This window comes from Kocuria marina, assembly GCA_014652975.1.
In the GTDB taxonomy this organism is placed as follows: domain Bacteria; phylum Actinomycetota; class Actinomycetes; order Actinomycetales; family Micrococcaceae; genus Kocuria; species Kocuria marina.
This window is the reverse complement of the sequence record BMZV01000004.1, coordinates 184782-207960: the sequence shown is the minus strand read 5'-3', so window position 1 is coordinate 207960 and position 23179 is coordinate 184782. Positions and strand designations below refer to the sequence as shown.

Below are 23179 nucleotides of genomic sequence, written 5' to 3'. Positions count from 1 at the left end.
CGCCGATCCCGGCCGCTCCGGGTGTCAGGGACGAGCGCGAAAGCGGGCCATGAAAGCAAGAATCCTGGTGGTGGACGACGACGCCGCGTTGTCCGAAATGATCGGCATCATCCTCGCGTCCGAGGACTTCGAGCCCGTCTACTGCTACGACGGCGCCGGCGCCCGGGACGTGTTCCGCGCCTCCGAACCGGACCTCATCCTCCTGGACCTCATGCTCCCCGGCATGGACGGGATTCAGGTGTGCCAGCAGATCCGCACCGAGTCGGACATCCCGATCGTGATGCTCACGGCCAAGTCCGACACCGCGGACGTGGTGCGCGGGCTCGAGGCCGGCGCGGACGACTACGTCCCCAAGCCCTTCAAGCCCGCCGAGCTCGTGGCCCGCGTCAAGGCGCGTCTGCGCCCTATGGACCGCGGGGCCACCCAGGAGATCACGCTCGGGGACATCGTGATCGACGTGACCGGGCACAGCGTGACCCGGGCCGGGCAGGAGATTTTCCTGACCCCGCTGGAGTTCGACCTGCTCGCGACCCTGGCGCGCTCGCCGCACCAGGTGTTCAGCCGGGACGAGCTGCTGCGTGACGTGTGGGGCTACCCCCACGCCGCGGACAACCGCCTGGTCAACGTGCACGTGCAGCGGTTGCGCTCCAAGGTGGAACGCGATCCGGAGAACCCGGAGGTGGTCCTCACGGTGCGCGGGATCGGCTACAAGGCCGGGGGACACGCGCATAAATGACGTCCGCCCCGGCGCGACCCGTGGCGCACAGCCCCGCCGAGCGGCGTCGACCCAAACGCTTCCGCAGGATCCGGCTGGGTCGGCGCATGCTCTTCCGCCGGTGGCGGCAGTCCCTCCAGTTCCGTGCCATCGCCGTGGCGCTGACCCTCACGTCCGTCGCGTTCCTGGCCACGGGCAGTTTCCTCTCCCACCAGATCGCGGACCGGCTGTTCACCGACCGCCTGGACCAGGTGCTCGAGGAGGCCCGCAGCGACATCAAGACCGCGCAGGCGAGCTTCGATGCCTCGGACGCCTCCGACCGCACCGAGGTGCAGGCGCTGATCAACTCCACGCTGGGCGGGCTGAGCCAGGACACGAGTACCACCGACCACCGCTGGATCCTGATCCCCCTGGACCAGGGGGCGGGGCAGTCGTTCGTGGGGGTGCAGACCGAGAGCGCGTGGATGACCTCCGCCACGGTGCCCCAACAGCTGCAACAGCGCGTGGCCAACGGGGACGGCACGTACTGGCAACCGGCCTCGGCGCGGATGGCGGAGAACGCTCCGGAGAAACCGGTCATCGTGATCGGGGACGTGGTCCAGCTCAACCAGAACTCCCGCTACGGGCTGTACTTCGTCTACGACTTCTCGGACCCCCAGGCCACCCTGGACTCGATCCACGCGGTGCTGTTGCTGTCCATGGTCGCGCTGCTGCTGCTCGTGGGAACGATCGTGTGGTACGTGACGCGGGAAGTGGTGCGTCCGGTCTCGAGCACGGCGCGTGTGTCCCAGCGGTTGTCCGACGGCGACCTGGACGTGCGCATGGAGGTCCACGGAAGCAACGAGGCCGCGCGGTTGAGTCGTTCGTTCAACCGCATGGCGGACTCCATCCAGGGCCAGATCACCCAGCTGGAACAGCTGTCCTCCATGCAGCAGACGTTCGTCTCGGACGTCTCCCACGAGCTGCGCACACCCCTGACCACCGTGAAGATGGCCGCGGAGGTGCTCTACAACGCGCGCGAGGACTTCGATCCCGTCAACCGGCGCTCCGCCGAACTGCTGCACAACCAGGTGGACCGCTTCGACTCGCTGCTCTCGGACCTGCTCGAGATCTCCCGGTTCGACGCCGGCGCCGCGCGCCTGGACATGGCCTCCACGGACATCTTCACGGTCATCTACGACGTCGTCGAGGCGTGCGCGCCGCTCGTGCTCGAGAGCGGTTCGGAGCTCACGGTGCGTTCCACCCTGACCCGCTGCGTGGTGCAGATGGACCAGCGGCGCATCGACCGGATCCTGCGCAACCTCGTGACCAATGCGCTCGAGCACGGGGAGAGCAAGCCCGTGGACATCTACGTGGGTGCCAACGAGAACTGCGTGTCCGTGGCTGTGCGCGACCACGGCATCGGGATGACCGAGGAGCAGACGACCAAGGTCTTCAACTGGTTCTGGCGCGGGGATCCCGCGCGCGCTCGCACGGTGGGCGGTACGGGCCTGGGGCTCGCGATCGCCACGGAGGACACGCGGTTGCACGGGGGAGCGCTCACGGTGTGGGCCGAACCCGACAACGGAGCGTGCTTCCGGCTCACCCTGCCCCTGCTGCGGAACCAGGTCCTGGACCCGGAGCAGCCCGATCCGCTGCCCATGCCGCCCGTGGAACAGCACAGCGAATCCACCGCCCGGGTCACCGACACCGGTTCGCTGCAGCTCACCGCCCCGGCCGTCCGCCCGAGCGAGGACCGGGACACGGGCCAGCTGCTCATCGACTTCCCGGACGCCGGCGCGGCCGCCGGGGAGCCCGCCGCGACGACGGATGCGAACGCCTCGGAACAAGAGCGCACGGGCTCGAGCGCCTCGCGACACCGTGATCGGACGGAGGAGTCATGAATCCCGCAGACCACGATCGGACCCGTGATCGGGCGGATGCCACCCGGGCCGTCGGGGACGCGCGCCGGGTGAGCGACGTCGTGTCCGGGCGAACGCGGCGTCGGGCGCGGTACACGGGCCTGGCGTGCGCGATGGTCCTGGGCCTGACCCTGTCCGCGTGCGGGGCCATGCCCCGTTCCGGGCCCGTGCACAAGGTGATCGAGCCCACGGAGCAGACCCAGCAGTCCGCGATGCCCTTCAATCCCCAGGGGCCCCGGGTGGGGGCCACGGCCCAGGAGATCGTGGAGGGGTTCCTGGCCGCCGGGGTGGGCGCGCAGGACGACTACTCCGTGGCCCGCCAGTACCTCACACCGCAGCTCGCCGCGACCTGGAAGCCGGACACCCGCGTGCTCATCCACTCGGGGGAGCCCACCACCGTGCCGCGGCTCAATGACGGCGAATTCCGCACGAGCATGGAGGTCAGCGGGGAGCTCAGTGCCAACGGCGTGCTCGCCAAGCAGCCCTCGGGCAGCACGCGCGTCCTGGATTTCGTGCTCACCTCGGTGGACGGGCAGTGGCGGATCTCCCGCGCGCCCGACGGCGTGGTGGTCCCGCAAGCGGACTTCGAGAAGATCTTCTCGCCCACCAACCTCTACTTCTACTCCGCGCAGGACAGCAAGTACCTCGTGCCGGATCCGCGGTGGTTCGCCAACCGCTCCACGACCTCCACGGCGGCGGTGCGCGCGCTCATGCGCGGGCCCGCCGCGTACCTGGGCAACGCCGTGACCAGCGCGATCCCGCAGGGTGCCGCGCTGTCCCGTTCGGCCGTGCCGGTGTCCGGGGGGACCGCGGCGGTGGACCTCACGCTCGCGAGCTTCGACCCCGCGGAGGTGAACCAGGCACGCCGGATGGAACAACAGCTGCGGGCCACCCTGCGCACCATCCCGAACGTGGACGACGTCGAACTGCGGATCAACGACGCCCCGGTGGACACCTCCGGCGGCAGCGACAACGACCCGATCCAGGCCGTGACCGTCCCCAACCGGCAAATCGGGGTCTCCGACAACAAGCTCGCGTTCTACCAGGGCGGCCAGACCGAGCTGATCCCGGACCTCACGCTGCCCGAGGGCGTCACGCTCAGCAAACCGGGAATGGGCATGGAGGCTGGGGCCTTCGGGTTCGTGGACAGCGCCGGTTCCACGGTCTACACCGTGTCCCCCGGACAGCAACCCCGGCAGCGGTGGTCCGGGGACAAGCCCACCCGGCCGAGTTTCGACAACCTGGGGTGGGTGTGGGGCGCGGACCGCTCCGGGACCGTCCGGGTCGTGCGGGCGTCGTCGGAGGGGCAGGGTGACACCGTGTCCGCCTCGTGGCTCGACGATCAGCACGTAGCGTCCCTGCGGATCTCCCGCGAGGGCAGCCGGGCGCTCGTGGTCACGACCGACGCCGCCGCGACGCGTTCCACCGTGTGGATCGCGGGAGTGGTGCGGGACGCCTCCGGCAAACCCACCGAGCTCGCCAAGGGCAATGCCGTGGCCACGGACGTGGACGTGGACACCGCCCAGTGGATCGGCCCGGACGAGTTCGTGTCCAGTGCCCTGGACCAGGACACCAACTCGCAGCCCCGCCGGTACACGATCGCGGGCAAGGTGGACGAGCTGCCCGCCCTGACCGGGGTGACCTCCCTGGCCGGGGGCAACGGGCCCGCCGCGGTGTACGGCGCCTCGGACGGGCGGCTCTACATGCTCACGGGCAGTTCCTGGGCGCTGCAGAGCGAAGAGGTCACGGACACCGCATTCGCGGGGTGAGCACTCGTTCCTGAGGGGGTGCGCCGTGCGGTGCGCGCTGCACATATCTGCCGGGCCGTGGACGGACACCGTCCGCGCACCGTGAACTGGTGCCATGACCCGCTCCCGCCCCGTCGTTCCGTACCGCTCCTCGACGGTGTCCCGTTCCGCGGTGTACGACGTCGCTCCGGGCCGTGGCACCGCCGGCGCACCCTGGCGCCGCCAGGCGGTTCTCGCGCGGTGGGACCGTCGGGCCGCGGTCGTCAGCGGGTGGTGCGCGCAGGCCTTGGACCTGGTGCTACCGGTGTCGTGCGCGGTGTGTGCGGCCCCGGGCACCACGCTGTGCCGTGCGTGCCGGATCGTGCTGCGCCGTGCCACGGTTCGGCCGCACCCGGTGACACCCCCGGCGGCACTCGCCGCGTCCGGTGTGCGGGTCGTCGTGGCGGGGGAGTACGAACACGAACTCGCCTCGTGCGTGCTGTCCTTCAAGAACGGCGGCCGCACCGATCTCGCTCCCGTGCTCTCCGCCGTGCTCTCGGCAGCCCTGGCGACCGTGGCGCGCGAGCTCGGTGACGACAGGCCCACCCTGTACTGGGTGCCGGTGCCCACGAGCGCCCGCGCGCGGCGTCGTCGGTGGTTCGATCCGGTCGCCACGCTGCTGCGGGGCGCGGCACTGCCCCCGCGGTCGCGGATCGCACCCGCCCTCACGCACCGAGCGGTGGCCGGGCGCGGCACCCAGAAGGGCCGCGGGAGGATCCAGCGCACCCGGGCGCTACGCGGGAGCCTGCGCGCCGGGGACATGTCGGGACTCACGTGCGTGGTCGTGGACGACGTGCTCACCACGGGCGCCACGGCCGCTGAGGCCGTCCGTGCCCTGACCGCGACCGGGGCCAGGGTGCCCGCGGTCGTGACCCTCGCGGGGGTGCGCGTGCGGCGTTCACCGGGGGAGAACGCAGGATCATCGGACGTTGTCATCCATGAATTTCCCCGTTGTTTCCTCTAGCGTTGGATCACGGGAGGCATTGAAGGTGTCCCGTGTGGGAGAGCAGCACATCCCGCGTCATCCCCAAGATGTGGAGGGTCTCATGGAACTGAACATCCTAGGCCGCAACGTCACCCTGCCGGACCGATTCAAGGAATACGTCGAGGAGAAGAGCGAGCGCTTCCAGCAGCTCGGCGACAAGGTCCAATCCATCGAGGTCAAGGTCACCAAGGAACACGCCGCCTCCGGCCACCAGGGCATGCGGGTGGAGATCACCGTCGTGGGGCGCGGGCCCCTGGTGCGCGCCGAATCGCGCAACGACGACAAGTTCGCGGCGTTCGACGAGGCCTACGCCAAGCTCGTGGAGCGGTTGCGTCGGGCGCGTGACCGCCGTAAGGTCCACCGCACCGGGCACCAGAGGCCCATCGCCGTGCACGAGGCCACGGGATCGCTGCCCGTGGACCCTTCGGGACCGACTCCCACGTATGCCAGCCAGGAAGAACTCGCGGCGGCCGAGGACGAGGCCTTCAGCACCGAGTACCCTCTGAGCGACCCCCCTACCCCCGTGGAGATCCGGCGCAAGCGCTTCCCCGCCCACGAGATCACCGTGGACGAGGCCGTGGACCGGATGGAGCTCGTGGGTCACGACTTCTTCCTGTTCGTGGACAAGGAGACCCAGGAACCCTCCGCCGTGTACCGCCGTAAGGGGTGGGAGTACGGGGTGATCAGTCTCAGCAATGACGGACGCTCCGGGGAGGAGAAGGCGCGGGCCTACCAGCCCGACACCGCGAACTCCGCGGCCTCCTGAGTATTCGCAGCACCGCACCGAGGACGGGCCCGCGACTACGTCGCCGGGCCCGTCCCGTGCCCGGCGAGCGGGTAGCGGGAACCTGGTCGTTGCCCATCCCGCGTCTGCCGAGGGGGCATCGGGGATTCCGCGGCCACCCGTCCGGGGGCCACCCGGTGCCCGGCGCGGTGGCACGCGGCCGGCGTCCAGCCTGGCTCACGTACACTGTTCGGCGGTGCACCCACTGTCCTGCCGGTGCCCACCATTGATCTCGGAGGAGCGAACACACGTGGCGTCATTCCTGGAAAAGGTTCTTCGCACTGGGGACAAGCGGGTCCTGAAGCGGCTGAGAACTTACGCCGACGCCGTCAACAGCCTCGAGGACAGTTTCAAGGAACTCTCCGACGCCGAGCTGCGCGCCGAGACCGACTCGTTCCGTGAACGTATCCAGGGCGGCGAGTCCCTCGACCGGTTGCTCCCCGAGGCGTTCGCGGCCGTGCGCGAAGCCGCGTCCCGCACCCTGGGCCAGCGCCACTTCGACGTCCAGATCATGGGCGGTGCCGCCCTGCACCTGGGTTACATCGCGGAGATGAAGACCGGTGAGGGCAAGACCCTGGTGGCCACGGCGCCGGCCTACCTGAATGCGCTCGCGGGCAACGGCGTGCACGTGGTCACGGTCAACGACTACCTCGCCGAGTACCAGGCCAACCTCATGGGCCGTGTCTACCGCTTCCTGGGGTTGGAGACCGGCGTGATCCTGAGCGGTCAGGACCCTGCGACCCGGCGTGAGCAGTACGCCGCGGACATCACCTACGGCACGAACAACGAGTTCGGCTTCGACTACCTCCGGGACAACATGGCCTGGTCCAAGGAGGAGCTCGTCCAGCGCGGGCACAACTTCGCGATCGTGGACGAGGTGGACTCCATCCTCATCGACGAGGCGCGGACCCCGCTCATCATCTCCGGACCGGCTTCCGGGGAGGCCAACCGGTGGTATCGCGAGTTCGCGACCGTCGTGGAGAAGCTCAACGGGGAGACCGACTACGAGGTCGACGAGAAGAAGCGCACCGTGGGCGTGCTCGAACCGGGGATCGAGAAGGTCGAGGACTGGCTCGGCATCGACAACCTCTACGAGTCCCAGAACACCCCGCTGATCGGGTTCCTCAACAACGCGATCAAGGCCAAGGAACTGTTCCGCGCGAACAAGGACTACATCGTCGCGGGCGGCGAGGTGAAGATCGTGGACGAGCACACCGGCCGTGTGCTGTCCGGGCGGCGTTACAACGAGGGCGTCCACCAGGCCATCGAGGCCAAGGAGGGCGTGGAGATCAAGCCCGAGAACCAGACGATGGCCACCATCACCCTGCAGAACTACTTCCGTCTGTACGACAAGCTCTCGGGCATGACCGGTACGGCCCAGACCGAGGCGGCCGAGTTCATGAACACGTACGAGATCGGCGTCGTGGCCATCCCGCCGCACCGCGGCATCGCCCGCGAGGACAAGCGGGACGTGGTCTACAAGAACGAGGCCACCAAGTACGCCGCCGTGGTGCGGGACATCGAGGACCGCCATGAGAAGGGCCAGCCCGTCCTCGTGGGTACGGCGTCCGTGGAGAAGTCGGAGTACCTCTCCCGTCTGCTGGCTAAGCGCGGTGTGCGTCACGAGGTGCTCAACGCCAAGAACCACGCGCGTGAGGCCGCGATCGTGGCCCAGGCCGGCCGCAAGGGTGCGGTCACCGTGGCCACCAACATGGCCGGTCGAGGCACCGACATCATGCTGGGCGGCAATGCCGAGTTCAACGCCGTGGAGAAGATGGCCGAACTCGGCCTGGACCCCGAGCGCGATGCCGAGACGTACGAGGCGAGGTGGCCCGACGTCCTCGCGGAATGCGAGGCCGCGACCAAGACGGAACACGAGGAGGTCCTCGAATCCGGGGGGCTCTACGTCCTGGGCACGGAGCGCCACGAGTCCCGCCGGATCGACAACCAGTTGCGCGGGCGTTCCGGTCGTCAGGGGGACCCGGGGGAATCCCGGTTCTACCTGTCCCTGTCGGACGACCTCATGCGCCTGTTCAACCCCGGTGCGGCGCAGCGGCTCATGGCGATCGCCCCGGACGACGTCCCCGTGACGGGCCGGTTGATCACCTCCGGTATCGCCAACGCGCAGAACCAGGTGGAGGGGCGCAACGCCGAGCAGCGTAAGAACGTGCTCAAGTACGACGACGTCCTGAACCGCCAGCGCGCGGTGATCTACCGGGATCGCAAGCGGATCCTCATGGGCGATGACATCGAGGACCAGATCCGGCAGTTCACGGACGAGGTCATCACGTCGGTGATCACGGAGCACACCGGGACGGGTCACCCCGAGGACTGGGACCTGGACGCGCTGTGGACCGCGCTGCGGGCCATCTACCCCGTGTCCCTGACCCGCGACGAGGTCCTCGAGGAGGCGGGTGGCCGCCCGCGGTTGACCTCGGACTTCCTCCAGGAACAGATCCTCTCGGACGCCGCGGTCACCTACAAGGAACGCGAGGACGAGCTCGGTTCCGAGGCCATGCGCAACCTCGAGCGCCGGGTCCTGCTCTCGGTGATCGGTCAGCGCTGGCCCGAGCACCTCTACGAGATGGACTACCTCAAGGAGGGGATCGGGCTGCGCGCCATGGCCCAGCGCGATCCGCTCGTGGAGTACCAGCGCGAGGGCCACGCCATGTTCCAGGAGATGATGGCCGCCATCCGCGAGCAGACCGTGGTGACGCTGTTCAACCTGGAGGTCCGCAAGCAGCGCACCGGTGCGGACGGCGGTGCCGTGGAGCTCACGACGCCCCAGCGTCCCGCGTTCCTGCAGTACACCGCCCCGGACGAGGACGGCACGCCGCGCGCGGCCGTGGAGTCCGAGCCCCGGGTGTCCTCCGACGACGACGAGCCTGCGGCGGACACCGAGCCGGCGACGACGAACGGGGCCTCGGACGCCGACGGCGCCACCTCCGCTGGCGAGGGGGCCAACCGTGCCCAGCGCCGGGGGAAGTCCGGCAAGGCCGGCGGCAAGGCGAAGCGGGGCAAGCGGCGCTGAGGCCCGGCTGGGCTCGGCGAGATCACCCGACTTCCAGATGGGTGACCCGCCACTGCCGCGCGATCCGCTCGATCCGTAACGCCACGGCGCGCGCCCGGGTGGATTCCTCCACCACGAGGGATGCCTCGTAGCACCCGGGGGCCGGGCTGCACACCCGGATCCGCCGGATCCGGGCGGCGCGGTGCACCTCGAACACGGCGCGCCGGTCCGGGCACTGTTCCTGCACGAGCTTGAGCATGGCCGCACGCTGGGTGAAGCGTTCCACGATCTCAGGCTCCGTCCACCGGGACAGTTGGTTCGCCGGGCGGGTGCCCGCGAGGATCTCCACCGCGGCTTGCCCGATGCTGCGGGCGATCGCGCCGACCCGCTCCATCTCGTTCTTGCCCGTGAGGGCCGCCACCGTGCGGTCCTGGCGCCACGTGTAACCGCCCGCGGGAGTGCGGGGTGCTGATTCGGGGACGGCGATGCTCATGGTGTGCTCCTCGGTGACGAAGGGTGGGCCGGACGGCCCGGGGACGATGGAGAGAGGTTGTGGCCCCGCCGCGAGGCGAGTTCCCGACGGTGTTCCGGGGCCCGCGTGGGTCCTGAAGTGGCCGTGTTTGGAGTCATGGATCCCAGGGCGGACCTGCCTGGAGTAGACCTATCCGGTGCAGCGCTCCTCGTGCGGTGTGCCCGCCGGATCGAGCAGGTGGGGCGGAACGCGTAACTGGTCCCCGGGGCGGATCAGATCCCCCTGGTGCGCCACGGCGTTCAGCTCGAGCCACGCCGGGAGGTTGTGGCACACGGTGGCGTCCGTGGCCCCCGGCCCCAGCAATTGTTCGGTGAGGCCCCACAGGGTGTCCCCGGCCATCACGGTGAGGACGCCATTGGAGACGCGCTGCCCAGCGGGCGGGTTGGCCGGCTCGAGCATCGGGGTCGAGGCCTCCGGGGCCCGTACAGGAGCGGCCGTGGATTCGGGGGTCGCTTCCGGGCCGCTCGTCTGCGCTCCGGGTGCGGCGTCGGGAACAGCTTCCTGAACGGATTCCGGCGCGGGGGCGGAGGGCTCCGCGAGCTGCTCGGTACCGGCGGTGGCCGGGGCCCAGAAGGGGTCGAGGGCGGCGTCGTCGGCGTGGGCGGGTGCCACGACCACGAGCTGCACGCCCACGAGGGCGACCGCGGTGCGCGCGACCAGGGCGGGCGTGAGGTGCGTGGCCCACCGCTCCAGGCCGTGCCAGCGCAGTCGCCGGGCCGCCCGGGCGAGAGCGAGCATCACCAGTCCACCGACCCACCACCCGGCCACGGCGAGGCACGCACCCGCCGCGACCACCGCGACCAACAGGTCGGGGTCTTGACCGGATCCTGTGGCGCGCAGAGTCTGCGCATATCCGAGGCCCAGAACCCCCAGCGCCCCGGCCAGCACGGGGACGCCGAGCCACGCGACGGCCAAGCGGGTGCCGGTGGAAGGTGCCGATCGATGGATCGTAGACATATTTGCCTCCGAATAGTGCTGTTTGATGCCGTTTGACATTTCTAGATCATTCAGCGGTCTCGGTCGGCTGTCAATCATCGTTGCAATTGCATTCATGTCGGCATGACATCCGACGCGGAGCCGGCCCCTGCACGCCGTAGCGTGACCTCAGGACCCCGAGACCCAAGGACGGTGGCGGATGCGCTGGGACGACCTCTTCGAGGACATGGAGGCCCAACTCGAGCAGGCCAGGGTGCGGCTCGTGGAGCAGGAGGCCGTGGAGACCGCGCGCGCGGAGCTGTCACGACTCACGCTGCTCGAGCGGCTCGCGGCACACCGCGGCGGTCCCGTGCGGCTGCGCCCAGCGCGCGGTGACACCCTGGAGGGAGAGCTCGCGGACGTGGGCTCCGGCTGGGTTGTGGTGCGCGAGCGGCACCTCCAGCACCTGGTCCCACTGCACAGCGTGGTGTGGTGGGAGGGACTACCGCGTCGCTTCGAGGTGCTCCCGGAACGTTCGACCATCCGCAGGCTCGGCATGGGCCACGTCCTGCGCGCCCTCAGCACCGCGCGCGTGCACGTGCGGGTCGTGCTGCAGGACGAATCCCGTCACGGGGAGATCGAGGGCACGGTGGACGCCGTGGGTCAGGACTTCTTCGACGTCGCGGTGCACCCGCAGGACCAGTTTCGCCGACGCAGCTCGGTCACCGCGGTGCGCACGGTGGGGTTCCATGCCGTGGCGCTGGTCTCGTCCCTCGATGCGGGGTGAGTCGCCCGGCGTCCCAAGGGTGTGTCAGTGCAGGGTGCCCTCACGCACCGCTTGCTCGGTGCGCTCGTAGCCCTGTTGGATGTACTCCTCCAGCTTGACCGTCTCCACGCGCCACTGCCCCCGGCCGCCCACCTGGATCGCGGGAAGCTCCCCCGAACGCACCATGGCACGCGCTTGCGGGACGGAGATCGAGAGGATCTCGGCGACGTCCGCGAGTGTGAGGAATCGCTGCTGGGACATTCCGGTCCATCACTTTCTTAGGTGCCGTTGCATGCTGTTTCATTGGGGTTCGCTCGTCATTGTCCCACGTGAGGGGGTAGGCGGCGGGTTATCAACAGGTCCTGGGCGGAATGAACACGTGGCCACCTCCGTCCACAGGTCGTTCGTCACACTTCCCAGCGCGGTGTGCGACGCGGCACACTCGGGTGCAGCCGGCGGGGGCCGGCGCATCACGAAAGGATGTCAGCATGGGGAGCACCGCGGCGCTCGAGCGCTCGGGACGGTCCACGGCCGCACGATTCCGCAAACCGTCCTGGCGGGATCCGCGGCTGCTCGTGGGGCTGCTGCTGGTCCTGCTCTCCGTGCTGGGGGTGACCCTGCTGGTCGCCACGGCCAACCGTACCCAGCCGTACTACGTCGCGGCCAACGACCTCTCCGTGGGGCAACGGATCACGCGGGAGGACCTGGGCACGGTGGACGCACACCTGCAGGATTCCTCCGCGCAGTACGTCCCGGACGGGCAACTGCGGGAGAACGCGGTGGTGACCCAGCGCGTGGCGCGCGGGCAACTCGTGCCGGCTGCGGCGGTGGGCACCGCGGACGAGCTCGACCGCACACCTGTGGGGGTCGCCCTGACCACCCCCATGCCGGCCCAGGCGGAGGCGGGGTCCCGCGTGGACGTGTGGGTGGCCGAGCCCAAACCCACGGGGCGCGGGTACGGGGCGCCCGAGAAACTCGTCACGGGCGCGGAAATCGCGCGCGTGGACACCAAGGACACGGCGCTTGGCGGTAACGCCTCGGCCACGGTCTACGTGCTCGTCACGCAGGCCCAGGTGGGTCCGCTCGTGGACGCGCTCGGCAACGACGCCAAGGTGACCCTGGTGCTCAACACGGCGGGTTCCGGCTCGTGAGTATCTCAGTGGTGACGCTCGGGACGAGCACGTGGCCGCTCGTGGACCGGCTCGAACGCTTGCACGGGGACGTCACGGTGGTGCGGCGCTGTCTGGACCTCGCCGAGCTGCTCGCGTGCGCCCACACCCGCATGGCCCACGTGGCGCTCGTCGCGGAGGGCGCCGAGGAGCTCACCGCGAGCCTGCTCGATCAACTCGAGACCGACGACCTGCGGGTCCTGGTGGTCGAGGGACACGACGAGTCCCGCGTGCAGCGTCTGGGTGTCGGCAGCGTACCCCCGGACGCCACCGGGGAGGAGCTGGCCCGGATCATCACCCGCGCGATGCTCGGTCCCGCACGCTCGCCGTCGTCGGTGCGGGACGACGGCGCTGCGGCGCCGGGCGAACGCCCGGCACCCGAGCGTAAAGCGGCGTCGAGAGGAACGTCGTCAAAGGGAATGGCATCGAAGGCAGCGGTATCGAACGGCGCGGCGGCGACTGATGCACCCGCGGACGGGCCGGCGTCGCGCGAAGGAGCAGCCGGGCGAGCCGCGGGCCGAGCAGTCGCAAAGTCCGCATCCTCCCCGGACAGCACCCATGGGGAAGGTCACATCGGCCCCGACGCCGCCGGACTCGGCTCGGGGGCTGCCGTACCCGGTGGGTCATCCGGCGATCCCGCGACGGCGCACGACCTCGATGACTCAGACGCCCTCGACCATGCCGAAGCCTGCCGGGTGATCGCCGTGTGGGGACCGATGGGGGCCCCCGGCCGCACGGTCACCTCGCTCAATCTCGCCGCCGAACTTGCCCTGCTCGGGCGGCGTGTGCTGCTCGTAGACGCGGACACCTACGCCGCCTCGGTCGCGGCGAGCCTCGGGATGCTGGACGAAGCCGCGGGGCTGGCGCAGGCGTGCCGGCTCGCCGATCAGGCGCGGCTGGACCGGGAGGGATTGCGACGCTGCGCGAGCACGGTGTCCGTCGCGGGCGCCTCGCTGGACGTCCTGACCGGGATCACCCGCTACGACCGCTGGCCCGAGATCCGGGGTTCCGCCCTGGACCTCGTGCTCGACCGTGCCCGGAAGGACTACGACGCCGTGGTCGTGGACACCGCCTCCGGCCTCGAGTCCGACGAGGAGATCAGTTCCGACTTCATGGCCCCGCGGCGCAATGCCGGGACGCTGACCGCGGTCGCGGCCGCGGACGTGGTGATAGCACTCGGCGCAGCGGACACCCTCGGCGTACCGCGGCTCGTCAAGGCTCTGCCGGACCTGTTGGACGCGGCACCGGACGCGCGGATCGTCGTCGTCATGAACAAACTGCGCGCCGCCGCCACCGGTCGCTCCGCGGCCGAGTCCGTGCGGGAGGCCTGGGAGCGCTTCTCGCCCGGGCACCCCGTGGCCCACACCCTCTCGTGGGACGCCAAGGCGTGCGACGACGCCCTGCTCGCCGGTGCTGTGCTCTCGGAGACAGCGCCACGCAGCACGCTACGTCACGAGATGAGTGGGCTCGCGGAGCTCGTGCGGCGGATGCGTGAGCCCGATGCACACGAGGGCGCGGCAGAACCCGTGGGCGCGGGAGCGGGTCCGGCGGGGACTAGGCTGGGGCGTCGGATGGGCGCGTGGTTGCGCCGCGGTTGAGCATCGGAAAGCGAGCGTTCCATGGCCTTCACGGATCCGTTGCGATCTGTCCCGGACTTCGACGCCGGGGACGCCGAGTGGCTGCACCTGCTCGTGGGGGACTGGCAGATGGTCGCGGACCTGGGCTTCGGGGACCTGCTGTTGTGCTTCCCCGCGGACGTGATCCCCGCCGCCGAGAGCCCCACGGGGGATCCGATCCCGGGTGAGGGCAGCGAGTTCCTCGTGTTGGCGCACGCCCGGCCCACCACGGGACCCACCGCTTACCAGAAAGACATGGTGGGGGAGGTCGTGGGTGGCGAGGCTGCGTTCACACTGCGCAGGGCGTGGGTGGACCGGCGGATCGAACGGGCCGGTCCGTCCGAGTGGTCGAGCCTCGCGTCGCGGTCGGTCACCCTCGTGCCGCTCGTGCGCAACAACCGCACGATCGCCGTCCTCAGTCTCACCGCGGACCCCCAGCACGACCGCTTGCCGTCCCGCATGGAACTCGTGTACCACGAGCTGGCTTCGGCCCTGCTGCGCATGGCGAACCAGGGGACGTGGCCGGATTTCGCGGTGCGCACCGATTCCCGCCGGGGCGCCCCGCGCGTGGGCGACGGCATGATGCGGCTCAACGCCGAGGGGAGCGTCGAGTTCTGTTCCCCCAACGGTCTGTCCACGTTCCGGCGGCTGGGTCTGGCGGGGGACATCACGGGGCAGAACCTGTTGCACGTGGCACGCCAGTTGCCCCTGACCACCCCGGGCGTGGACGAGACCCTGGCGCCCGTGCTCGCGGGGACCATGCCGTGGCGCGCGGAACTGGCCACCGGCAAGGCCTCCGCCACGCTGCGTGCGATCCCGCTGCGGGAGGGCCCGGAACGCACCGGGGCGCTGTTGCTGTGCCGGGACGTCACGGAACTGCGGCGCCGCGACCTGCAGCTCGTGTCCAAGGACGCGACGATCCGGGAGATCCACCACCGGGTCAAGAACAACCTGCAGACGGTCTCCGCCCTCCTGCGCCTGCAGTCCCGGCGCATGCATTCCGACGAGGGACGCAACGGCCTGCAGCAGGCCATGCGGCGCGTGAGTGCGATCGCGCGCGTGCACGAGTCCCTGTCCCACGAGATCTCGGAGGACGTGGACTTCGACGACCTCATCCGCCACCAGGTCAAACTCGCGGTGGAGACCGCCTCCGCGGGCCAGCACGTGCGCACCCGGGTCAGCGGCCGGTTCGGGCGGTTGCCGTCCAAGAGCGCGACGTCCGTGGCCCTCGTGGTCAACGAGATCGTGGCCAACGCCGTGGAGCATGGGCTCAAGGACCGGGACGGCACCGTGGAGCTCGCGGTGACGCACCGGCAGGACGAGGTCACGGACGCGGGAGAGAGGTACCGCGTCGTCGAGATCGCGATCAACGACGACGGGCGCGGCATGGGGGACGCCGTGATCGAGGAATCCGGTGTGGACGCCTACCGCCCACCCGCGGAGGGCGAGGGACTCGGGATGCAGATCGTGCGCACGCTCGTGGCCGGTGAGCTGCAGGGCGGCATCCGGTGGCAACCCGCTGACGGGGGTGGGACGAGCGTGATCATCACCGCCCGGTTCCCGCGGGCGACGTCCGGGCGCTCCTGACACGCCCAGCCGGCCGCGGACGACGGCGGCCCGTGACCTGCTCGTGGGAGCAGGTCACGGGCCGCCGTGGGGAACGGACTCAGGAGGCGCGGCGGGCGCGGGCGGCGCGGCGCTTCAACGCACGCCGTTCGTCCTCACTCATACCGCCCCACACACCGGCGTCCTGACCGGATTCGAGGGCCCACTGCAGGCACGTGTCCATGACCTCGCACGTGCGGCACACGGCCTTGGCTTCCTCGATCTGCAATAGGGCGGGGCCGGTGTTGCCCACCGGGAAGAACAGTTCGGGATCCTTTTCGAGGCAAGCTGCGCGACTACGCCAATCCATGACGGCACGGCTCCTTTCGGGTTCGTGGGTGCGGGCCCGTGCGCATCCCAAGCAATGCGGCAGCGGGCCGCGTCGCGGATTTCCGGGGGGAATGACACACAGAAAAGGCCCGTGAATGTCGGGCCCTGGGGATTCTGCCCATTATTTTCCCACGTAAACACACAGTAAACAAGGGTGTGAGCGCTATATCACATCCCAAGGCGCCCCCCGCAACGATTGCCGCCGGATGTCCGTGCGCGAGGCCGGCCCCTGTACCGGCGGCTGGGACCCACCGATGAGACGGACCCGTGGGACCGGTTGCTCGGGCCGCTGCCCGCGCGGCCGACGGCCGGCATCGGTGGCCGGGACCGAGTGTTAGGACCGGTTTCCCGAATGAGCCGTCGGCACCGACCGGTGGCATCGGCCTCCGGCATCAGCGGACGGGACAGGTTCCCGGCATCCGTCACCGACCGCGGGCCGATGCGGTCACTACAGTGGGAGTGCTCCCGTTCCCGCCGAAAGGTTTTCCGCATGGCCGCCCCGGATCGTCGTACCGCCCCCGGAGCCGCGAGCTCCCGGCCCTGGACTGCATCCGTGATCACCGTGCTGGTGGCGTTGGAGGGTGCGGCATTGCTCGCGGTTGCCGTGGGCCTGGTCGTCTCCCTGTTCTCCGTGCATGTCCTACCCATCGCGGGGATCATCTTCGCGACCGTGGTGCTCGCCGCGGGTGCGTTGTGGCTCGGCGCGGCGGCCCGCGGGACCTGGCGAGGTTTACGCTGGCCGCGCGCCGCGGTCCTGGTGTCTCAGGCGTTCTTGTTGATCGTCGGACTGTCCTTCCTGCAGCTCACCATGGGCTTCTGGGGGATCGTGGTCGCGGCGATCGCGGTGGTCACCGTCCTGTGCTTGTTCGCACCGCGCACCGTCGCCTGGATGCATCGCACCCACGACGACGTCGCTCGCTGACCTCGCGGGACCTCCCGCGGAGCACGCCGGGACCTCAGGCACCGATGCTCGCGCGAGCCGGCAGTGATGGCGTCCACCGCAACGGCCCCCGGGTGACCGGACGGTTGCGGGGCGTGGCCCGCCGAACGGGGCCGAGCGTCGTCGTACCTCTCACCCTGTGACCGCCTGCGCGGGCGCGGGCAGCTGCACCGGTTCCGCGAGGCCGCGGTGCACCCAGACCGCGCGGCCGGGCGGCCCGCCCAGCGCAAGGCCCGTGAGGGACACGCCGAACACGTCACCGTCGAACACCCGCCGTGGACGCACCAGGAGCGTGTCCGCGTGCTGTCGCCACGCGAGTAGCGGGGGAAAGGTCCCCGCGAGCGCATCCGTGAGGCGCACGCCCACGATCATTCGTGCCCCGGGCTGGGCCGAGGCGGTGGCTGAGCTGTCCGCCGCCTGGTGGGACTCGACCGGGGCAGCATGCGGGGACCACGCGGTGGCCAGTGCCCGCAGGACATCGGAGGTGAGGTGGTCCGCGTCGTCGATCACGATCGTGGCCGACCGATCAGCTGACCTGGCGGCGTGCAGGAGCTCCTCGGCCTCGGCTGCGGTGCTGGGGGAGCCGGCGAATACGAGATGTCCTGGCCCGCCGTCTCCGGATGCGCGTGCAGCCAACCCGGAACGGGCGGCGTCGAGGAACGTGGATCGCCCCGACCGCGCCGGGCCGGCGACGATCAGGGTCGAACCGGGACCCCACGGGTGAACGGCGCATTGCCCGTCCCGCGTGACACCCAGCACCAAGCCGGCCACGGACCGATCGGGGACATGCCACACGGTGGGCAAGGGGAAGGACGTGGGCCACGGGTTCGCCGGCTGGTGCGTCGGGGCGTCGGTGCGCCGTGCGTCCGGGGAATCCTGGGACGCGGCGGCGAGTGCACCCGCAGGTTCATCGGGCCGTGGCGGGACGAGCCGGGCATCCCGGAGGCCCGTGGGCACGGTGGGTCCGGGTGCGGCACTGTGGGCGACCGCGGGCGCGTCGGGTCCGAGCCACCTGGCGAGCTGGACGACCGCGAGGTGCCCCGAAGAATCCTCCACGCCCCACGGCGTGCAGCGGGCGGCCATCGGGCCCGCGAGGGCGGCTCGCTCGGGATGCGGCGTGAACGGGGGCAGGCGGGGCCACTGCACGAGGGCGTCGCTGCTCTGTCCTTGTGGGAAGTACAAGCGGTTGGAGCCGAGGTGGGACGCGCGTCCCGCAACCAGCGCGCGATCCCCCGCGACCACACAGGACAGCCCGCCGGACGCACCCGTGGCCATGAGAGACACCAGCTCGTCCTCCAGATGCGCCCACGTGCTCGCACGCAGGACCTGGCAACAGCGATCCCAGTCGTCCACGGCGAGGACGGCGCGTGACGGGGGATCCCTGGGAACGGTGGACGCGTGCTCGAGCCCCTCATGGAGTTGTCGCACCAGGTGGGCCACGTCCCCGGGCTGGTCCGCACGGGCACAGCCGCGGACAGCGGGGTGCAGGGGCCGACCGTCCGCCGTGGTGAGCCCCTCCACGGGCTGGCCCGAGGCGGTGAGGACGTACACCGCCACCCCCGTGTGTGCCTCGTCCGTGGCGGTCGGGATCCGGATGTGGGCGCAGCGCCGCAGCACATCGCGCAGTCCCTTGCGCGTGGCCTCGGGGCGTCCGATCAGCAACAGCGGCCCGTCCTGCCACGGGTGCCACGAGACCCGCCCGCACCAGTGGGCCGCCGGATTCTCCGCGGCACCCAGATCCACCTCGTCACCGTCGGTGCGCACCGCGGGCACGTGGCGGGGCAGGGGCGGTGGGACAGCGGCGTCGGCGGGAACGCGAGACGATGCCATATCAGTGGAGGTGGGCGGCGGATACCCGTGCCAGGCACGGGAGACGTCGCGCACCGCGGCGGTGACCCCGGCTTCCCGCTCCGAGGACGCGGTGAGGCGGACGTGCCCGGTTCCCGCGGCGGGCGGGCTCGGAAGGGGTCCGGGATCGAAACGAAGCACCAGGGGCTCGGGTCGCGGTGGGATCATGCGGGTCAGGACCGCCGCCTGCACCTCCACGGGCGGGCCGTCCCCGCGGTCCAGGAACCCGCGGCCCGGGATGCCCGGGGCGATGCGGGCCGCCGCGGCGGTTCCGAGTACGTCCATCGACTCCTGATCACTGCGCACCCGCAGACACAGTGCCTGGGTGATGTTGGCGCGCACGTCCGCGCTCAATGCACCCTGGGGACGCTGGGTCGCGAGCACGAGGTGCACACCGAGGGAACGGCCCACCGCGGCAATTACCGCGAGCTGTTGCCCCGCATCCGGGAAGGCATCCGTGAGCATCCTGGCCTCGTCCACCACGACCACGAGCTCCCGTAGGGGAAGTGCACCGCTCGCGGCGCACAGCAGCTGCGCCATATCATTGAGCCCGAGGGAGCACAGGACCCGCTCGCGGCGCTGCACCTCGGAGCGTAGGAAGGCCAGGGCGCGGCGGACCTCGTCGGGTCCCAGGTCCGTGAGCAGGGTCGTGACGTGCGGTAGCCCCGTCAGTGGGGCCAGGGCCGCCCCGCCCTTGAAGTCGATGAACACGAAATCCAGGCGCTCGGGTGGGAATGCGTGTGCGAGCCCCGTGACGAGGGTGCGCAGCACTTCCGACTTCCCGCATCCCGTGGTGCCCGCGACGAGCAGGTGCGGGTTCTCGTCGTTGAGCCGGACGACCTCCGGCCCCGCGGATGACACGCCGAACACCGCGGCCAGTGCTGCGTTCGACGTCGCGGGCTGGGGACGAGCGGCGGACCCGCCACGGCACGTGCCGACGAGCGAGGTGGAGGTCGGACCGAGGTGCGCGGCCACCAGCTCGTGCGAGCCCACGCGGCGAGGCAGTGGCCCACCGTGAGCGCCTCCCGCGGCTCGTCGCCACGCGCGGATCGCCGCCTCTGCGGTGTCGAAGGTCACGGTGTCCGGGGTGAACGCGAGGTGCGTCCCGCGCCCGGTCTCCGCAAGCCCCGGAACGGCATGGACCACTCGGCTGCTGAGCCGCAGGCCGTCCGGTCCCGCGGTGACGACGGTGTCCCCGGGGGCACCCTCCGGGTCTGCCGTCACGATGATGCGAAGCGTCCCGGGCGTGGCCGGCGCGGTGGCGGCCCACGCCGGTGTCACGACCTCCAGCGCGACGTCCCGGTCCGGTGAAGAGGCCGTGGGATTCTCGCGGGGTGCTGCGAGCAGATCGTGGGCCACGGGCGGGCGCCATGTGATGCCCGGGGACACGCGCAATGCGGCGAGCGCCGCGTGCCCCGTGAACAACTGCACGGCCAGGGCATGGAGAACACCCTCCGCGCGTTCCCGGTCGAGAACCAGGGTCAGGCTGCCAATCCCCGCCAGATCCAGTAACACGGGAGCGTGGGAGTGGAATGCCGCGCGAGGCGCCGTCGCACGGTCACCGACGATGTGCGCGGACCGTGCCGCGTGACCCAGCCGGACCCACCGATGTGTCCGCTCAGCAGGGGCGCCGATCCGTCCGGGCGTTGTGGCGTCATGGGACAGTGCGGTGGCCGGGCGGGGTCCGCCGCCGTCACTCCGGGACGGGCTGCGCACCGCCCGGCCGCGCGCCACGATCTCCGCGGCCGACGGCGCCGCCTTCTCACAGCGGCGCAGGTCCCGTTGGAGTGCCGCGGCCAGGCGACGTCGATGATCGCGCCGCGCGCCGCGCTCGCCGAACCAACCCACCGCGGACGTGACCGCACCAAGGGCACTGAAGACCAGGAAGAACCACCAGTGGGTGACCACCGCGATACCGATCCCGGCCAGGAGGGGGAGCAGACCCGTGATCAGGGCGATCCGGGACTTCCCGACCGCGGGGGAATCCACACGCAAGGGGTGGGCCGGATCCGCCTCCTGGGCGGTGAATCCTGCCGAGGGCACCGCCGGATCCGGCCAGGCCAGGTCCTCGGTGTGCGCCGGGGGGAACGAGACCCGCAGGGTGCACGCGCGACCGTCCGCCCGCACGCGGACCCGGTCGCCGTGCCGCAGTGCTGCGCCTCCCGGGAGCACCCGCAGGCCCACGTCATCCATGATCAGGGTCGGGTGGGCGGGATCTTTCCGTAGCTGCGACGCGGGGAGCAATCGTGGCTCGTGGGGCGTGAGGCCGAGCTGATGCGTTCCGCGGGCCAGCGGGAAGCGCGTTCCCACCCCGACGCCCTCCACGGCCACGAGATACGCGGTCTCCTGTGAATCCGCGAGCGGCACGACCGGGGATGGGGGACCCGGCGTCGAGGCCCGAGCGGGCCCGGCCGGCACGTCCGCGTCGTCGAGGGTCCGTGCCTCCGGGGTCAGGACCACCGTGGCACCATCCGTCAGGGGCGGGGTGCCCACGCGCGCGGCCGCGAGATCGACGCCCGAGACCACGGCGGTGCACGGCGTCCCCAGGAGTCGGGCGAGTTCGGCGCGCAGGTCCGCCCCGCGCGCACCCGATGCGGCGGTGAGGTGCGCAGTGTGGACCACGCCAGAACCGGCCCACGTGATCCGGAGACTCAACTGCATGACAGCACTTCACCCGCCGGTGACCGCCCGCGGCGAGGACACGTCCCGCCGTGTGGATCCGCGCGGCGCGGGGGAGTACAAGGGCTCGCTCGTGCAGTGGGCTCACCGCGGGCCGATCTTCCCACCGAACGCCCATGCACGCGCCGTGGACGCGGTCCGGATTGGGGCGTGAATCATGAGACAGTAAAGGCCATGAGACCCCGCAAGGTTGTCATCGTCAGCCGAATCTTCCTCCCCGAACCGGCGGCCGCGTCCTTCCGTCTGGCCGCCCTGGCCAGGGGCTTCGCCGCCGAGGGGGCCGACGTCACGGTCCTGACCACGAACCCGCCCCGCGCCATGGCTGCGGCCACCGTGGACGAGCCGTACCGCATCGTGCGGGTCCCCGTTCTGCGGGACAGCGAGGATTACGTCCGCGGTGTGGCCCAGTACCTGAGCTTCGACGTCCAGGCCTTCGCCCGCCTCCTCACCATGGACGCGGACATCGTGGTGAGCGAACCACCCCCCACCACGGGACTCGCGGTATGGCTGTCGAGTGCACTGCGGCGTCGTCCGTACATCTGGTACAACCCGGACGTGTGGACCTCCGCGACCCTGAACATGGACGTCCCCTCGGTGGTGACGCAGCTGATGCGCGTCGCGGAGACCGTGTCCGCCCGGCGCGCCGGCGGTGTGATCACGGTGTCCGAGTCGATGGGCGAGGAACTGCGCCGCGTGACCGGGGTCGGGCGGGACAAGATGTTCCTCGCCGAGAACGGGATCGACACCGACACCTTCACCGCGGACGGCCCCGCCGAACCGTGGGACGGAACGTATTTCGTGTACGCGGGGTCCGTGTCCGAATGGCAGGGTATGGACATCTTCATCGAGGCGCTCGCCCGGATCCTGCCGCGCCACCCCGGGGTGACCCTGCACGTCCTGGGGCGCGGGTCGGACCTCACCCGCGTCCAGGAGGTCGCCGCGCGGCTGGCCCCGGACAACGTCGTGTTCCACGGCGTGCAGCCCCCGGCGCGCACCGCGGCGTTCCTGCGGGGTGCCGTGGCCGCCCTCGCCTCCGTCATCCCGCACACCGGGTACGACTTCTCCAAGCCCACCAAGCTCTATGCGGCCGCCGCGTGCGGCACACCGTCCATCTACGCCGGGGTGGGCGCGGGTGCCCGCCTCGTGTCCGAGAACCGGTTGGGAACGCCCGTGGAGTTCACCCCCGAGGCGGTTGCGGACGCCATGGAACGCGCGCTCGACGACGCCCGCTCGGGTGAGCGCGAGGGCGCGCGTGAGCGCCGTCGGACGTGGGCCCGCGAGAACGCGTCGCTCGCGGCGTCGGGGCGAGCCGCCGCCGCGTGGGTGCTCAGCGGCTTCACCCGGGACGCCCGCTGAACGCGGAGCGCGCGCCGCGCTGTCATCCCGGCGCCGCGGTACGTGAACCCCGCCGTCCTCCGAGCTGCGGCGCCGTCGCCGATGCGGCCGAGCGGCGTCGCACCCCGCGCACGACGCCGCCGTGTGACGGCGCTCATGAGGCGCGGCGCTGTGCGGGTCACACAGGGCGCACGGGGTGGTGTCCGGTATTTTTAGGCCAGACGATGTCCGTGCATGAATCGCGGAAGATGCTAGGAGAAAC

General features: G+C 70.9%; 18 protein-coding genes. 13 read left to right on the top strand and 5 right to left on the bottom strand.

From position 1 onward, the window contains the following. Positions 1-49: 49 nt before the first annotated feature. From mtrA to secA, 6 genes are all read left to right on the top strand, one after another. Positions 50-736, top strand: a complete 687-nt coding sequence (gene mtrA, locus IE157_RS10445) for an MtrAB system response regulator MtrA (protein ID WP_193519914.1) — start codon at positions 50-52, stop codon at positions 734-736. Further along, the gene (gene mtrB / locus IE157_RS10440) at positions 733-2598 is read left to right on the top strand and encodes an MtrAB system histidine kinase MtrB (RefSeq protein ID WP_193519913.1); all 1866 of its coding nucleotides are present in this window, start codon (positions 733-735) and stop codon (positions 2596-2598) included. The genes mtrA and mtrB overlap by 4 nt, the downstream gene beginning before the upstream one ends. Then, positions 2595-4385 (top strand): LpqB family beta-propeller domain-containing protein, encoded by a 1791-nt coding sequence (locus IE157_RS10435; RefSeq protein WP_318281435.1) that lies wholly within the window; start codon positions 2595-2597, stop codon positions 4383-4385. Before mtrB ends, IE157_RS10435 begins: the two co-directional genes overlap by 4 nt. Before the next feature lie 94 nt (positions 4386-4479). After that, positions 4480-5367 carry a ComF family protein gene (locus IE157_RS10430; RefSeq protein WP_318281434.1) on the top strand — a complete coding sequence of 296 codons (888 nt, stop codon included), beginning with the start codon at positions 4480-4482 and terminating at the stop codon, positions 5365-5367. 82 nt (positions 5368-5449) lie between these two features. Then, positions 5450-6154, top strand: a complete 705-nt coding sequence (hpf, locus tag IE157_RS10425; protein WP_085107617.1) for a ribosome hibernation-promoting factor, HPF/YfiA family — start codon at positions 5450-5452, stop codon at positions 6152-6154. A 268-nt stretch (positions 6155-6422) separates the two neighbouring features. Beyond that, positions 6423-9203 carry a preprotein translocase subunit SecA gene (gene secA, locus IE157_RS10420; protein WP_193519912.1) on the top strand — a complete coding sequence of 927 codons (2781 nt, stop codon included), beginning with the start codon at positions 6423-6425 and terminating at the stop codon, positions 9201-9203. A gap of 22 nt (positions 9204-9225) precedes the next feature. On the opposite strand, the gene IE157_RS10415 is transcribed toward secA, so the two are convergent. Together IE157_RS10415 and IE157_RS10410 are read right to left on the bottom strand one after the other, a co-directional pair. Beyond that, positions 9226-9675, bottom strand: a complete 450-nt coding sequence (locus IE157_RS10415) for an Rv3235 family protein (RefSeq protein WP_193519911.1) — start codon at positions 9673-9675, stop codon at positions 9226-9228. Positions 9676-9843: 168 nt separating this feature from the next. Beyond that, positions 9844-10671, bottom strand: coding sequence for a LysM peptidoglycan-binding domain-containing protein (locus tag IE157_RS10410; protein ID WP_193519910.1), 828 nt, complete (start codon positions 10669-10671; stop codon positions 9844-9846). A 178-nt stretch (positions 10672-10849) separates the two neighbouring features. On the opposite strand from IE157_RS10410, the gene IE157_RS10405 reads away from it, so the two are divergent. After that, complete coding sequence (locus IE157_RS10405) at positions 10850-11416, top strand: hypothetical protein (protein ID WP_085107607.1); 567 nt, start codon at positions 10850-10852, stop codon at positions 11414-11416. Between the two features lie 24 nt (positions 11417-11440). Here IE157_RS10405 and IE157_RS10400 read toward each other — a convergent pair whose 3' ends face one another. Beyond that, complete coding sequence (locus IE157_RS10400; protein ID WP_085107605.1) at positions 11441-11656, bottom strand: helix-turn-helix domain-containing protein; 216 nt, start codon at positions 11654-11656, stop codon at positions 11441-11443. Positions 11657-11883: 227 nt separating this feature from the next. Between IE157_RS10400 and IE157_RS10395 the strand changes: the two genes are divergently transcribed. Genes IE157_RS10395 through IE157_RS10385 form a run of 3 tightly spaced genes read left to right on the top strand, consistent with a single transcriptional unit; the run spans position 11884 to position 15767 of the window. After that, positions 11884-12546 carry an SAF domain-containing protein gene (locus IE157_RS10395; RefSeq protein ID WP_193519909.1) on the top strand — a complete coding sequence of 221 codons (663 nt, stop codon included), beginning with the start codon at positions 11884-11886 and terminating at the stop codon, positions 12544-12546. Continuing rightward, entirely contained in the window at positions 12543-14162 is a 1620-nt protein-coding gene (locus tag IE157_RS10390) for an AAA family ATPase (RefSeq protein ID WP_193519908.1), read from the top strand. The genes IE157_RS10395 and IE157_RS10390 overlap by 4 nt, the downstream gene beginning before the upstream one ends. 21 nt (positions 14163-14183) lie before the next feature. Further along, positions 14184-15767 (top strand): sensor histidine kinase, encoded by a 1584-nt coding sequence (locus tag IE157_RS10385; protein WP_193519907.1) that lies wholly within the window; start codon positions 14184-14186, stop codon positions 15765-15767. Between the two features lie 79 nt (positions 15768-15846). Here the strand turns inward: IE157_RS10385 and IE157_RS10380 are convergent, their stop codons facing one another. Continuing rightward, entirely contained in the window at positions 15847-16095 is a 249-nt protein-coding gene (locus IE157_RS10380; protein WP_019309413.1) for a WhiB family transcriptional regulator, read from the bottom strand. A gap of 510 nt (positions 16096-16605) precedes the next feature. Between IE157_RS10380 and IE157_RS10375 the strand changes: the two genes are divergently transcribed. Then, complete coding sequence (locus IE157_RS10375) at positions 16606-17037, top strand: hypothetical protein (protein ID WP_098053980.1); 432 nt, start codon at positions 16606-16608, stop codon at positions 17035-17037. A 150-nt stretch (positions 17038-17187) separates the two neighbouring features. Here the strand turns inward: IE157_RS10375 and IE157_RS10370 are convergent, their stop codons facing one another. Beyond that, positions 17188-21564: an FtsK/SpoIIIE domain-containing protein gene (locus IE157_RS10370; protein ID WP_193519906.1), complete on the bottom strand. Its 4377-nt coding sequence runs from the start codon at positions 21562-21564 to the stop codon at positions 17188-17190. Between IE157_RS10370 and IE157_RS10365 the strand changes: the two genes are divergently transcribed. Further along, entirely contained in the window at positions 21563-21736 is a 174-nt protein-coding gene (locus IE157_RS10365; RefSeq protein ID WP_156523378.1) for a hypothetical protein, read from the top strand. The genes IE157_RS10370 and IE157_RS10365 overlap by 2 nt on opposite strands. A 20-nt stretch (positions 21737-21756) precedes the next feature. Continuing rightward, positions 21757-22938 carry a glycosyltransferase family 4 protein gene (locus IE157_RS10360; protein ID WP_098053984.1) on the top strand — a complete coding sequence of 394 codons (1182 nt, stop codon included), beginning with the start codon at positions 21757-21759 and terminating at the stop codon, positions 22936-22938. Positions 22939-23179: the final 241 nt, after the last annotated feature.